Consider the following 14,850-nt stretch of genomic DNA (forward strand, 5'->3'; position numbering starts at 1 on the left):
CCAATGGCAGACTGGATCAGGCGCAGCTACACCGGCGTCGGGCTGACCCAGTACCGACCCGGCCGGCACCTGAACGCGCTCCAGGAACCGCACCTGGGCAAGGTCATCCTCTGCATCGACGTCAGCGGTTCGATGGCGTACCGGGAACGGGGCCGTACCCGGCTCGCGCACGCGGTGGCCGGCGCCGAGCGTTTCGTCACCGACGCGGTGCGCCACCACTACCGGGTCGGCCTGGTGCTCTGGAACCACCAGGTGCAGCAGTTCGTGCCGCTGTCCCGGGGCGAGGACGCGGTGCGCAAGGCCCTGCGGCGGGCGCCGATCACCGGCGGCAACAACATCATCCCGACCCTGCGGCTGGGCATCAGGGAGCTGGGTCAGCTCGGCGGTGACCGGGTCCTGGCGATCTTCGGCGACGGCGACATCGGACCGGCCCGGCCCGCCGTCACGGTGGCCCGGGAGGCGGCCGCGCTCGGCATCCGGATCATCGTCCGTGGTCTCGGCGAGCACGCCGCCGCCCAACTGAACCTGATCGCGACCGAGGCGCCGGAGGCGGAGGGCGGCGGCACGGTGCTGCGCGACGCGGCGGAGATGGAACAGGGCATCGCCTCGATGGCGCGGAGCCTGATCGGGCCGGGCCTGGCCGCCGGGCGTCGGGGCGGAAAGCCGTGACGGACCTGCGGGGCGGCGACGACGCCGGGGCCGACCGTCTCGGACCGGAGGCCGGACCGGACCAGGAACTCCGCGAGGTGACCGAGGGCATCGCCGAGGTACGCGACGAACTGACCACGTTCGACACCGATCCGGACTACCGGAACAGCCTGCTGGCGCAGTACCGGGCCGAGCGCACCTACGAGCTGGCCCGGCTGTCCTGGCAGCGGTACCTGCTCCTCGACGACCGGCCGGACGTCGAACCGGACGACACCGCCGCCGCCCTGCGAACCGCGATGGAGTCGCTCCAGCAGGCCCGGGCCGGGCTGCCCACCGACTCCGAACTCGGTGTCGACCTGGCCTGGTGGCTCGGCGGCGGCTGGACCGAGCGCTACCTGGCGGACGCCGATCCGGCCGCGCTGGACCAGGTGATCCGGCTTGCCGCCGAGGTGGCCGGGGCCGGGGCGACGGTACCGGGTGCCGTCGGACCGGCCCGGCACAGGCTGGCCGAGGCGCTGCTGGAGCGGCACGGGCTCGCCGCCGACCCGGACGACCTTCATCGGGCGGCCGCCGAGGCGGAACTGGCGCTCCGGCAGGACCCGACCGGCGACCCGGAGGCGGAGTCGGGCTGGTGGTACGGCGCGATGTTCACCGCCGGGATGGCCCGGGCCCGGCGCTGGATCGCAGACCGGCAGCGGGACGACCTGGACGCGGCGATCGGACACCTCGACCGGCTGGCCACCGCCGACCCGCAGGACGGACCGGACCCCGCGACGCTCAGCGGCCTGGCCCGGATGTACCACGACCGGGCCGCGCTGCTGACCGACGACGAACCGACCGACCGTACGGCGGCCGCGTCGGACCTCACCGCCGGCCAGCGCTGGGTACGGATCGCCCTGGACCGGTGCGGCGCCGACGATCCGGCCCGCCCCGGGATCCTGGCCGCCCGCGCGCTGTTGAGCTGGGCGCGGTACCGCGGCAGCGGGCAGCTCGACGATCTCGTCGCGGCCGAGCCGGAGCTGACCGAGGCGGTGGAGGCGCAGGACGGCAGCAGTGGGGAGCGCGAGACACTGCTGGCGATCCGGGCCATGCTCGTCGCCGAGCGGACGGTACGCGGGGTACCCCACCGACCGACCGACGGGGCGACGCTGGACCAGGCGTACGCCGGGATGTGGCAGGAGTACGACCGCGTCCGGCAGGAACAGGCCGGCGCCGGGTCGACGGACGTACCGGCCGAACCGGTCCTTCCGCCGCTCCCCCCGCCGGGCACCGAGCCACCCCCGGAACAGCTGCGGGGCCTGCTCGATCAGGCGATCGACGCCTGGTCGAAGCTGCCCGCCAGGGCACCGGAGCGGGCCCGCTTCGCCGCCATGCTGGTCACCACGCTGATGGCCCGGCACACCCGACAGCACGATCTGCTCCCCCATCCCCGGTCCGACGAACTGGTCGAGTCGGCGCGTACCGCGTATCCGGACGACGCCGGCTGGCAGCAGCGCCTGCTCGCCTTCGAGGGGATGCTCGGCGTGCTCCGCGCGCGCCAGGGCGACACCGCACCGCTGGACGATGGCCTGGCCGCGATGGCGAAGGCCCGACGGCTCGCCGCGGACAGCCCAAGCGGCACCGACCTCGACATCGCGATCGCCACGATGAGGCAGGTGGGTGCGCAGTTGACCGACGACCTTGGCGGCACCACCCGGGCGATCGCGGAGCACGCCGACATCGCGGCCCGGCCCGACCTGACCGAGCAGCAGCGGTCGCTGCTGCACCTCCAGGACGCCGCGGTCCGGGTCGCGCACGGATTGCAGCACCGCGACCGGGTCGAGGTGGACTCGGCCCTGGCGGAACTCCGGGCCGAGCTGGCCCAGCTGCCGGAGCAGGATCCCCGGCGCACGGCGCTGACCCCCCTGCTGACGATGGCGGACCTGTGGCAGCGGGCGTTCTCCACCGACCGGCCCGACCCGGCGGTGCTGGAGCAGGTCGCCGAGCAGCTGGGCACGATGGCCGGGCGGAGCGGCGCCGCCAGCCTGGCCGACCTGGACGTCTACGCCATGCTGGCCCGGGCCGGCGCGGCGGTGGCCGGCTACGACCAGCCGGGGCTCGAACGGCAGATCGCCCAGTTGCGGCAGCGGATCGACCAGATGCCGGTGCACGAGCTGCCGGCGATCACCCTGCGGATCATGCTGGCCGGGGTGTACATGATGCGGCTCGAGGCGTGGCGCACCTTCGCCGACGCCGATCGGGCGGTCGAGGAACTCGAACTGGTCCGGCCGTACGTCGTCGACCCGACCCACCAGCTCTGGTCGGCCGAGATGTCGTGGCTCAGTCGCGCGTACCGGGCCCGGGACGACCGGACCCACGACGACCGGGCGCGCAGCCGGGAAGCCGGACTACAGGCGCTGCGCGGGTACGCCTGGCGGACGCTGGTGCAGTCCGGTACCGCCGAGGCGGCCCTGGCCAGCCGCGACGTGCTGGACGACGCGACCGAGGTCTTCGACTGGTGTGTCTCGGACAACGAACCGGCGCAGGCCGTCCGGGCCCTGGACGCCTGCCGAGGGCTCGTTCTACAGGCGGCGTCGCACAGTCGGGACCTGCCGGCGTTGCTGCTCGCGGCGGGGCAGCCGGAGCTGGCCGACCGGTGGCGCTCGGGCAGCCGCGCGTCCGGGCCGATCCCGGCCGGACTGCGCCAGCAGGTGATGCGGACACTGTTCGCGCACGAGCGGTCGCTCCGGATCGGTGGCCGGATCGAGCTGCTCGACCCGCCCGAACCGGCGGAGATCACCGACGCGCTGCGCTCGGCCGGCGCCGACGCACTCGTCTACCTGGTGCCGGCGACGAGCGAGCGGCCGCCGATCGCCGTACTGGTGCCGGCCAACGGCGAACCGGAGATCGTGGCCCTGCCGATGCTCGCCGCCCGGTTCAGCGCCCTGGACGGCTACCTTGCCACCCGGCTGGCCGGCCGGCGGGTGGCGGCCGGGGCCCGGGACGCGGTGCCGCCCGATCCATCCGACGGCGCGGCGGCCGATCCCGAGGCGTACCAGGCGTTGCGCCGGCTCTCCGACTGGGCCTGGTACGCCGCCATGGAACAGATCCTCCAGTACTGCGCCCGGCGGGAGTTCTCCCGGCCGTACCGGCTGGTGCTGGTGCCGATGGGCCCGTTCGGGCTGGTCCCCTGGCACGCCGCCCGAGCCCCCGGCGGCCGGTACGTCATCTCCGACGCCGTACTCAGCTACGCGGCCTCGGCCCGGATGTTCTGCGGCACCATCCGCCGCGAGCCGGTACGGACCGGCGCGGACAGCCTGATCGTCGGCGACCCCACCGGCGATCTCGTGCACGCCGAGGCGGAGGCGAGCGCCATCCGGAGCACCTTCCATCCCGCCGCCCCCTACCTCGGCCGGCCGGGCAGCGGTACGGCGACCGGGCCGGCCAGCCCGGCGGAGCTGCTGAGCTGGCTGGAGTCGTCGTTGACCGCCGATCGCGGCGTACTCCACCTCGCCTGTCACGGCGTGGTGGTGCCGGACGGACCGGAGCGGTCGTACCTGGTGCTGGCCGGTTCGGCGGGGCCGACACCGTTGACCGCCGAGCGGATCAGCGAGACGGCACGCCGGTCCGAGGGCGGATTCCAGCTCGCCGCGGTGGTGCTGGCGGCGTGTTCCAGCGCGGTACCCGGGCGGGCCTACGACGAGGCGTACTCGCTGGCCACGGTCTTCCTGATGGCCGGTGCGCGATCGGTGGTCGGCTCGCTGTGGCCGGTGCCCGACGAGGCCACCTCGCTGCTGATGTACATGCTGCACCACTATCTGGCCGTGGATCGGATGGGTCCCGCCCAGGCGCTCCGGTTGGCCCAGTTGTGGATGCTCGACCCGGACCGCGGGGTACCGGCCGGAATGCCGGCGACACTTCGGAGCCGGTTGGCCGCGATCGATCCGGACGACCTCGGCGGTTGGGCCGGGTTCAACCACCTCGGTCAGTGGTGACGTCCGCCGGACCCGGCACCTCGGTCAGCACCGGAAGGGTGACGGTCGTCCAGTCGTACGCGGCGGGCGCGTCCGGGACCGCGTCCCGGTACATCATCCGGTGGCCGAGCCGGTCGACGATGCCCAGCAGGCCGATCGGGGCGCGGGACCCGGGCGGCCACGGCGCGTCCAGTTGCGGCATCTCGAACGGACGCGCGTTGAACGCCTCCTCGGCGACCAGCAGTTTCAGCCAGTCCCGGGTCCGGGCGCCGGGCATCGGCGGCTGACCGTGCGGCAGGGCGAACCAGATCGGCCGTCCGGCCGAGGCGGCGGCGGTGCCGCCCGCCGCGACCACGTCCCCGGCGAACAGGTCGGTGTGCACCCGGTACCGCTCGGTCAGGTCGAGCAGCGCGCAGTACAGCGGCCGGTCGGTGCCGTTGTGGATCCGGACGAAGGCCCTCGGCGGAACCGGGCGGCCCGCCACGTACCGGTACCGCAGCCGGACCGCGCCGTCCGCGTCCGCGCGCAGACCCGGCCGGTGCAGCGGCACCACCGCGTCGCCGGGGCGGGTGGGCACCAGTTCCACGCTCACCCCGCCGGCCAGCCCGGAGCGCGGGTTGCTGAGCCCCCGCACCTGGCGCCAGCGCGCGACGTGTTCCAGCGCCCGGACCACGGGCCCGACCGGGTCGCCGTCGGCTGCGCCGATGTCGCCGGTCAGCGCCGTCCCGTCGGTGCTGAGCACCCGGATCCGGCCCGGGGCGGGGGTCGCCACCCGCAGTTGCGGTGCCGCCTCGGACCCGGCGGGATCGACGACCCGCAGGTGCGGCGACGGCCCGCCGGCCGGTCCGGCGACGGCCAGTGCGGCGGCCAGCCGGTCCGCGAGCCCCGGATCGTCGTCCGGGCCGCCACCGACGGCCACCGTGGTACGCGGCAGCGGCACCGAGCTGACCACGACCGGGTACTGGCGTTCCGGATGGGGTCGCCAGCCGATCGGCGCGACGATGCTTCGTTCGGTCAGTACCTCGGTGACCCGCGCCTCGCGGACCGGCACCATCCCGTGCGCGGCGACCCGGAGCGCGCCCTCCGGGTCGACGCTGGGCAGTCCGTGGCAGACGCCGGCGTCCATCTCCCAACCGTCCCTAACGAACCGCATGGTCATGCTCGCCCCGCCGGCCCGGACCTGGCCGCCCAGGAACGGTTGGTCGGCCAGCGTTCCGTTGACCGGAAACAACTGCGGCACCTGGTGGGCCACCTGGTTCTCCACCTCGCACCGGGCCGCCGTGAGCAGTTCCCGGTACGTCGCTCCGGGGCCGAGCCGACCGGCCGCGGTCAGCAGTGCCGCCGTGAACACCCCTCGGGGCTCGCCGTAGTGCAGCAGCTCGACGGCCTGCTCGTCGTGCCGGCAGGCGGCCAGCGCGACATGGTCCTCCCGGCCGGCGTAGACGCCCACGGTGCCGTCGGCCGTCCGGGTCACCACCTCCGGCAGCAGCAGGTCCATCGCCGGTGGCTCGTTGAGCCGGGGTACCGAACGGGTCGCCAGCCCGAACCGGTTCGCGCCGCCGGAGTGGCAGGAGTCCAGCACCAGCAGTACGTGCGCGCCGGCGGCGGCGACCTCGTCGGTGAGGACCGCGATCTCCTTGTCGTACAGGTCGGGTACGTCGCCGTGCCGGCTGTCCACACAGAGCACGGTCTGCAACTCGCCACGCGACTCCAGGTGCCACGCCGAGCGCCACACCGGGGCGTACGAGCCGTGCCCGCTGAACCAGAACAGCGCCGTGTCGCCCTTGCCCGCCCTGCCGAGATGCGAGCGGAATTCGTCGATCACCGCCGCCCGGGTCGCCTTTTCGTCGCACAACTGACTGATCACCGGCGTGATCCCCGGATCGATCCGGTGCCGCAGGAATTCCGCCACCGCGAAGACGTCATTCCGACATCCGGCCAATGGTGTCGCCACGTCGCGGTATTTGTCGATGCCGACCAGCAGTGCGTACAGGACGGGCATGGCCACCCTCTCAGTGGGGTACGGCGCAGACGCGCAGCCAACTCCGGGCGACGAAATTCTTCTCCGGCAGTTCGACGGTGACGTCCGTATAGTCATCCGCCGCCATCTGGCCGGGCAGGATGACGTCCTGATAGAGGAAGTCGGGGACCACCACCACGAATCCGCCCCCGGTGTGTGCGCGCAGCGCGGCGCGTACGGGTGGCGAGTCGAGCAGCCGGTGGACCGCGATCGCCGAGGTGCCGACCCAGCCGTTCGGGGCCGGTTCGACCAGGCCCCGGTGCAGCGCCACCCGCAGCCGTACCCGGTCGTCGCCGAGTTCGGAGTTGGCCTGGGCCAGGGCGTGTCCCAGTCCGGTCAGGAACTCCGGGATGACCACGGACTCGTCGATCCCGGCCGGCAGGATGGCGAACTGCCCGTCGCCCTGCGGCTGTACGTCCACGGCCGACTCGTCGAGGCCGGCGGCACTGCGGGCGACGGCCAGCATCCGGACGAGGTGGTGCTGGATCCGCGCCGCCGAGGCGTTGCCGTGCCGGCTGTACCCCTCGACGTCGGCGGCGACGCAGAGTCGTACCGCCGCTGCCGTGGGCCGGCCGCCGCCCGCCTCCCACGGCGGGGCGCCGAGGGAGGCCCGTCCGGGGGCAGGGGTCCCGGTGCCGGACTCCGCCGACTCCGGCTCGGCCGGCTCTGGCTCGGCCGGGGGCAGCGGCTCGACGAACGGTACGGCGTCCCGCAGGTCACCCGGGATCGGATGGCGCCGCCCGCGCAGCGACCGCGCGACGTCGACGTGCACCGTGATGGTGCCGGCCAGCGTGGCCGCCTCGGCGGGGGCCGCGAGCAGGGCGTGCAGGACGAGATTGCGCGGCACCGGGCGGTTCCCGTCCGGGTCGTAGTACACCCAGCCGAAGCGGTGGCTCTGGGTGCCGGTGGGCCAGGGCCGGGCCTCCCCCGACCGGGGCAGCAGCCGGCCCAGCCAGTCCGGCCGGCCGGCACCCGCGCCGATGGTCCGGGCGGCGGTGTCCGAGGCCGCGAACATCCCCCGTGGCCCGTATCCCAGGCCGAGGGTGTCCGCGTCCATGTCGAGCCGGATCGCGAGGATCCGGGGATCGGCCAGCCCCACCTGCAGGCGCGCGGTCGTGTAGCGGTGCCCGACCGGCAGTGCGGCGAGGTCGAACGCGAAGAGCACCCCGAAGTACCGCTCCCCGGTCGTACCGACCCGTCGGCGCAGTGGGGCGGGCAGATCACCGGCGGGTACCGGATAACTCAGCGGACGTCCACAGCGGACCGTTGCCGTCGGGTCCGCCCCCGACCCGGTCCCGCCCCGGCCGTCCGGCGGATACAGCGTGACCGAGGCGAGCAGGTCCGTCGGCCGGATCGCGGGTCGGTCAAGGTCCGTCGTCTCCACCTGGGGAGGGGCCATGGCACCGCTTCCTCACTTCCGTGACGGGGTCCGGGAAATTGGCGTCGGCGCTGCACGGAGAAGCCTGGCACCGTCGGCGCCCGACCTTCAACAATCGAATGGCCACCCCGGGCGGCAGCACGGATGAGTAAGTCCAGAGATCGGATCGGTTCCGAAGAATTCGGTCGGTGGATAGAACGCACCCAGCCGATATCTCATGCACCTTCAGCGCGTTGTGTCCGCCGCACCGGGTGCGGTATACCAAATTCGCCCCAGTTCCGGCGCCCCGCCTTTCTCCGACCATCAGCCGATTCCGGTGCCGCCCACCGGTGACGAATTCGCAGAGGGAAGCCGATGATCAATACTTCCGATCCCGACGAACGGATCCGACTGCTGCGGAGCACCTTGGCGAACGTGACCGGCACCGGCCGGATCGGACCGCTGATCGAACTGGGGCGGGCGCATTCGGACCGGTACGGACGCGACATCCAGCGTGGCCTGCCGAGCGCCGCCGACGACCTGGTCGCCGCCGTGGCGGCGTTGCGGGAGGCGCACGGGCTGCTCTCCGAACGCGATCCCTGGCGTCCCGGGATCGCCGCCATCCTCGCCCGGCTGATGGGCATCAGGTACATCACCAACCTCGGCTCGGCGGCCGACCGGGACGGCGCGATCGACCTCTTCACGGAGTCACTGGCCCATCCGGACCTGTCCGCCGCCGACGTCGAGATGGGCCGGTACATGTGCGCGTCCCTGTTGCTGCTGCGGGCGACCCCCGAGCACCAGGAGCTGTTCAAGAGCGGCTCGCTCGACATCGCCACGGTCGTCGGCATGGTCTCCGCAATGGCCCAGGGCGAGGTGTCGGCGCGGCGACGGCAGGACCTCGACCTCGCCGCCACACTGGTCCAGCAGATGATCGACACCCCCTCGGTGGTGCCGCAACTCGGTCAGGTGGCGGGGGCCCTGATGACCCAGATCACCATGCTCCGCACCATCTGGGGCCTGGGTGGACCCGGTGGGAGCTTCGATCTCGCCGGCATGATGCAGACCGTCAACCAGGCCATGCGGGCCGCCCCACCGGGTTCGCCGGGGCACGACGAGATCACCGCCATGCGGGCCGGGATGTTCGCGCAGGGCTTCGGTGGGCCGGGTGGGTCCGACTCGCTCGGCAACGCGATGCGACGGCTCATCGAGGAGCGGTCCGGCGTACGGATGATGCTTCCCGCCCTGGTCCAGGAGCTCGCCCGGCTCACCGGCGAGGGTGGTGAGCCCGGTGCCGGCGACACGTCCCGGATGGCCCGGCTGCTGGAACTGGACACCGACGGCGGGCTGCCGGACGCTACCGCCCTGCTGCTCGTCGACGCCACGCTGGCGGCCCTGGCCTACCGGCCGGCGGCCCCGGCCGACCGGGTGGTCGAACTGGCCAACGCCGTGGTCGGGGAGTCCGCCGAGGCGCCCGGCATCCGGGGTCGGCACCATCTGTTGGCCGCACTGGCCCTGACGATGCGCGGGTACTGGGCCGGGCAGCCCGACGACCTGCGCAGCGCCGCCGGTCACCTCCGGGAGTCCGTGATGCTGCTGGCGCCCGGCCACCCGCTGGCCCCGGGCGCCCTGGGGCTGCTCGGCGTGCTGCTCGACGACCGGTACGTCCTGGGTGGACCCGCGACCGACCGGGTCGACGCCCGGCAGCTCGTCGAGCTGGCCGGCCGGATCCTCGACGCGCATCGGGGAACGGCAGGCCGGGACGCGGAACGGCTCGCGGTGGTACGCGGACTGCACTGCCTCGGTCAGATCGCCCGGGCCGTCCACGCCGGCGACCGGAGCGGCCTCGGCACCGCGACCGCCGCCCTCCGGGACGCGCTCGGTGCGGTGCCCGAGACGTACCCGTGGCACGGGCGGCTCGCCAGCGGTCTCGCCCTGGCCCACCTGGTCCTCGGCGGCACCGACGACCTGGCCCGGGGTGCCGACGTGCTGGCCACCGCCGCGCGGGCCGTGCCGGAGTACCACACCGGCCGTCCCGGGCTCACGGCGCTGGCCGGGCTCGCGGCGCTGCCGGCCGCCCGGGCCGGTGCGTCGGACGCGGCGGCCCGCGCCGTCGACCTGCTGCGCGCGAGTCTCGACGCCGGCGGTCGGATCCCGATCGACCGCACCGTGCTGCTCGCCGCGCTCGGCGCCGCCCACCTGGTCCGGGCCTGCGCGCGTGACGCCGGCCCGGCGGAGACCGGCACCGGGCTCGACCTCGCCGTCCGCCATCTGGCGCAGGCCCGCGACCGGTCCGTCGCCCGCCCCACCTACCTCGCCCATCCGGTGCTGCGCGACCTGGCCACGGCATACCGGCGGCGGGCCGACGCCGGTGCCGGCGGCCACGAGCAGGCTGCCCGGACCGGACTGGCCGCACTGCGCTCGGCCGGCGCGGCGGTGCCGATGGAGTCCGGCGTCGACCGGCGGCTGGCGCTGGCCCGGTCCGCGGCGACGTTCGGGCTGACCGTCGCGCACTGGTGCGCCGCCGACGGCTGGCCGGACGGGGCGGCCGAGGCGGCCGAGCTCTCCCGCGTCCTCACGGTGCTGGGCGCGACCACGGTCGCCGACGTACCGGACCGGTTGCACGACGCCGGACAGCCCGATCTCGGCCGCGAGTGGCGGCAGACCGAGGTCGGTCCGCTGGTGCCGGCCACGCTGCGCGAACTGTTCGACCTGTCGCCGCCCACCGCGCTCTACCGGCGGGTCCGGGAGGCCCTCGGCACCCCGGTGCTGCGGACACCGACGGTGGCGCAGACCGCCGCCGCGTTGCGTGCGGTCGACGCGGACCTGCTGGGTTACCTGCTGCCGGCGGCGCCCGACCGGCCCGGCCGGCTGGTCTGGATCAGCGCGGCCGGCCGGGTCGGGATGCTGGCCGCGCCCGGCCTGACGGCCGCACCGGACGGCCCGGTCGCCCACCATCTGGCCGGCGGCGACGGCGACCGTCACCTGGCCGAGGTTTGCGACTGGGCCTGGCCCGCCGCCGTCGGGCCACTGCTGGACGCCATGCCGCAGCCCGCCGAGCGGGACGGCCCGGCGAAATTGGTCCTGGTACCGCACGGCACCCTCGGCCGGGTTCCGTGGCATGCCGCCCGCACCGCCGGGCCGACCGGGGAGCACCGGTACGCCAGCTCGGTGCTGACCATCGCCTACGCCGCCTCGGCGGGACAACTGGTCGGCGCCGCCGGACGCGAACCGCCACCGGTGACGGAGAACCCGGTCTTCCTGGTCAATCCCCTGGGTGACGACGGCGCGACGGCGTACGCGGTCCTGGCGCTGCGCCGGGTGCTGTATCCACGCTCGACCGGTCTCGGCCGGACCGGCGACCCGCAGGACCGGCCGGGTACCGCCGACAGTGTCGTCGAGACGCTGTCCCGGGGCGCCCGGACCGGTACCGGCGTCTCGATGCTCCAACTGCACTGCCGCGGGGTCCTCACCGCACCGCCGGCCGGCCCCTGGTGGGAGCTGGCCGGACCTCGGCCCGGTGAGCCGACGACGACGCTGCCGATGGGCCGGCTGCCCCGACGCCCGGCCAGCGAGGGCACCGGCGGCCTGGTCACGCTCTGCCTGGACAGCACCGACCTGCTCGGTGCGGAATACGACATCGCGTTCACCCCGGCCACCGCCCTGATCGCGGCCGGCGCGACCGGCGTCGCCGGATCGGGGTGGCTCGGCGGACCACCGGGGCATCGGGCGTTGCCGCCGATGTTCCACCACTTCCTGACCGATCGGCGGATGTCGCCTGTGGACGCGCTGCACGCGGCGTACCGGTGGTTGCTCGACCCGGACCGGAAGGTGCCCCCGCAGCTGGCGTCGGCGCTGCCCGAGCCGATCGAGGCGGTCGGGATCGGCGACTGGGCCCGCTTCCGCTACCAGGGCCGGTAGCCGGCCCTGCGGACATCCGCGCGCGCCGTCGCCGTCGCGCCGCTGCCGTCCGACACCCGACGGGCAGACCCCTTATTAGTACGTCATCTGCCCCTCCGCACCCTGCGACGCTCGGCCCAGCCGAGAGGAGAGTCGGATGCATCCGTCGTCAGCGGCGACACCGTACGGACCACCGGTACCCTATGGACTGCTCGACACGGCCAGTGCCCGGTGGCGTCGGAGGCTAGCCGGCCCCGACAGCGACGAGCGGGCCCACTGGCGCACCAGAACGTGGTACTACCAGGCCGTCGCCGAGCTGTTCGCCGAACCCACCCCGGGCCGCTTCACCTGGCGGGACGTCGTCGCGGCGGTCCGGCCCCGGGGCAGCCGGAGCACCTTCTACGACGTCGCCGGCCGCAAGGCCAAGCACACCCTGGTCGAGGAGATGCTCGGCACCGGTACGTCGACGGCGACCCAACTCGCGCTCTGCTACCTGCGGACCGCCGCCGTGGACCAGCTCGTCGACGAGACGAAGGTCTGGTCGTACTGGCCGTACCGGCAGGGTTGGCTCGACCAGCTCCAGCCCGACTCCGACCCGGCGGCGGCCGAGTCACTGGTGTGCGTGCTGACCGAGTGGGCGATCCGGAATCCGGGCCTGGCCCAGGCGGTCGGGTACGCGCCACCGGTCTGCGCGGTCGAGGACCTCGTGCTGATCCGACGCGGCCGGATCAGTCCGAACCGCGCATTCGGCACCCTGACCGGTGCACTGCGCGCCGCCGCCGGCCCGCTCGGCGAGGTCCCCGGCGGGGTGCTGGCCTCGGTACGCGACGACCTCGGCACCGCACCGACCCGGACGGCCGTGCCCGACACCCTGCTCGTCGGCCTGGCGGAGCAGATCTACGGACTTCGCGAGGAGCTGCGTACCCTGCGGCCGGAGCAGGCCGGCACGATGCGTGAGCTGGCCACGGCGCTGGTCCGGGACGCGGCGGAACTGCTGGCCGAGGAGCCGGCCGAGGAGTCCGGCACGGATCTCCGGCGGCTGGATGCTGACCGCCCCGGCGCCGGGCGGCGGGCGCGATGAGCACCGGAGCCGGCGCCGCGCCCGCCGGGAAGAGCGCGGCCCGGTTGCACGCCCGGCTGCACACCGTCCTGGGTCAGGGCGGCGATCCGACGCAGCTCGCCGTGCTGCACCGGGACGCGGCGCAGCTGCTCGGCGAGTCCCACGAGACCAGCCTGCTGGTGGAATGCGCGCTGGAGCACGCGCTGAGCCCGGACCGGCCGGTGTCCGACTCCCTCGCCGCCTGGCTCGACCTGCGCGAGCGCGCCGGAAGCACGCTTGCGGAGCACCATCCGACCGTGCTCGCCGTACGCGACCAGTACATCCGCTGGCTGCGCCGACGCGGCGAACCCGGCGACCTCGACCTGGTGGTGCAGCTGCGCCGGGACGAGGTCGAGCTGCGCGCCACCCAGCCGGTCGGCCCGCACCAACTCGGCGTCGCCGCCACCGGGTACGCCGTCGCACTGCTCGACCGGGCCCGGTACGGCAGCTTCGACCCGCAGTTGAAGAAGCACGAACCCGGCACGGATCTCGCCGAGGCGTACCGGCTGGTCGACGGGGAGATCAGCCGCCGGGGCGCCGGGTACGGCAGCGGGCACGAGTCGACCTGGCAGGCGCGGCTGCTGCTCGGCGACATCCGCTGTGCCGGGCTGCGGCTGACGCCCGACGACCCCGATCTCAGCCAGGCCGAACCGGCGCTGCGCGAGGCCGACACGATCCTCCGGTACGACTGGCAGCGGCACGGGCGGCACGGCCGGAGCGCGCTACGGGCCCAACTCGTCCGCGCCGAGGTGCTGACCGTGCTCGGCCGGGATCGGGCGGCCGAACGCGAGGCGCGGCTCGCCAGCGTACTGGCCCGGCGGTATTCCGACCTCGACCTCGGCCGGCCGCTGCTGGTGCTCGCCCAGGCACAGGCGCACCGGGACGCCGTCGCCGCCCTGCGTACCGCCCGGGCGGCGGTGCGGGAACGGCGGCTGCGGTACCCACCCGCCGGACATCGCCTCGTCGAGGCCGAACGACTCGTCCAGACCCTGTCCGCGTCGGCGCACCGGACCGGCTGACCGAAGGGCGGTTGCGTACGCTGGGTGACGGAGTACCGGTCGGGTAGTATCCGGCCCGTACTGCTCCCTGCGTCTTCCTGCGTCGAACTGTTGGGGCGGACATGGCCGGTGCCACGCAGCCGCGAACCGAAGTCCTCGCACCCGGCAGCTTCCTGCACCGGTTGTCCCCCGCCGACCGCGACGAACTGCTGACCCTCGGGGTGTCCCGGGAGTTCCCGGCGGGCCGCCGGCTGATCCGCGAGGGTGCCGACGACAGCCACGTCGAACTCCTGCACCGCGGCTTCGTCAAGGTCACCACCGGGGTGCAGGGCTCCGAGACGCTGCTGGCCATCCGGATGCCGGGCGACATCCTCGGCGAGACCGCCGCGATGACCGGGGGGCCACGCACCGCCACCGTCGTCACCTGCGGCCGGGTCCGGTCCAGCGTCGTCTCCCGGACCGGTTTCGAACGCTTCCTCAGCCGGCATCCGGAAGCCGCCCTGCACATGGGCGCCATCATGGGCGAACGGCTCCGCTGGGCCAACCAACGCCGGGCCGACTTCACCGCGTACCCGGCCGACGTCCGGGTGGCCCGGATCCTCACCGAGATCGCCACGACCTGCGGGCAGCGGGTCGACCGGGGCATCCTGCTCGGCGTCGCGCTCAGTCAACCGGAGCTGGCGTCGATGGTCGGGGTGGCCGACGTGACCCTGCAGAAGGCGCTGCGCGCCCTGCGCCGACGCAACCTGGTGCACACCGGGTACCGGCGGTTGCTGGTCCTGGACCTCGACCTGCTCCGAGAAGTCGGCGAGGGCGCGGCGGTCGGCTGAGTCCCCCGGAGTTCCCACTGGTGGCGACGGGGAACCAAAACTGGA

At 74.2% G+C, this 14,850-nt stretch carries 8 protein-coding genes; 6 read left to right on the forward strand and 2 right to left on the reverse strand.

All coding sequences use genetic code 11. The features are described 5' to 3' along the window. The first annotated feature begins 3 nt into the window (after positions 1-3). Both H4W31_RS37395 and H4W31_RS37400 read left to right on the forward strand, forming a co-directional pair. Complete coding sequence (locus tag H4W31_RS37395) at positions 4-669, forward strand: vWA domain-containing protein (RefSeq protein ID WP_192770910.1); 666 nt, start codon at positions 4-6, stop codon at positions 667-669. Then, a complete protein-coding gene (locus H4W31_RS37400; protein WP_192770911.1) occupies positions 666-4,622 on the forward strand; it encodes a CHAT domain-containing protein in 3,957 nt (1,318 codons plus the stop codon). The genes H4W31_RS37395 and H4W31_RS37400 overlap by 4 nt, the downstream gene beginning before the upstream one ends. Here the strand turns inward: H4W31_RS37400 and H4W31_RS37405 are convergent. Further along, positions 4,600-6,603, reverse strand: coding sequence for a caspase family protein (locus tag H4W31_RS37405; RefSeq protein ID WP_192770912.1), 2,004 nt, complete (start codon positions 6,601-6,603; stop codon positions 4,600-4,602). The genes H4W31_RS37400 and H4W31_RS37405 overlap by 23 nt on opposite strands. Before the next feature lie 10 nt (positions 6,604-6,613). Further along, positions 6,614-8,020, reverse strand: a complete 1,407-nt coding sequence (locus tag H4W31_RS37410) for a hypothetical protein (RefSeq protein ID WP_192770913.1) — start codon at positions 8,018-8,020, stop codon at positions 6,614-6,616. Between the two features lie 333 nt (positions 8,021-8,353). Between H4W31_RS37410 and H4W31_RS37415 the strand changes: the two genes are divergently transcribed. The 4 genes from H4W31_RS37415 (at position 8,354) to H4W31_RS37430 (ending at position 14,805) form a co-directional block, all read left to right on the forward strand. Beyond that, entirely contained in the window at positions 8,354-11,899 is a 3,546-nt protein-coding gene (locus H4W31_RS37415) for a hypothetical protein (protein WP_192770914.1), read from the forward strand. A gap of 136 nt (positions 11,900-12,035) precedes the next feature. Next, entirely contained in the window at positions 12,036-12,959 is a 924-nt protein-coding gene (locus H4W31_RS37420) for a hypothetical protein (RefSeq protein WP_192770915.1), read from the forward strand. Continuing rightward, the gene (locus H4W31_RS37425) at positions 12,956-13,996 is read left to right on the forward strand and encodes a hypothetical protein (RefSeq protein ID WP_192770916.1); all 1,041 of its coding nucleotides are present in this window, start codon (positions 12,956-12,958) and stop codon (positions 13,994-13,996) included. Before H4W31_RS37420 ends, H4W31_RS37425 begins: the two co-directional genes overlap by 4 nt. A 101-nt stretch (positions 13,997-14,097) precedes the next feature. Continuing rightward, a complete protein-coding gene (locus H4W31_RS37430) occupies positions 14,098-14,805 on the forward strand; it encodes a Crp/Fnr family transcriptional regulator (protein ID WP_192770917.1) in 708 nt (235 codons plus the stop codon). The last annotated feature ends 45 nt before the right edge of the window (positions 14,806-14,850 follow it).

This window comes from Plantactinospora soyae (assembly GCF_014874095.1).
Taxonomy (GTDB): Bacteria; Actinomycetota; Actinomycetes; order Mycobacteriales; family Micromonosporaceae; genus Plantactinospora; species Plantactinospora soyae.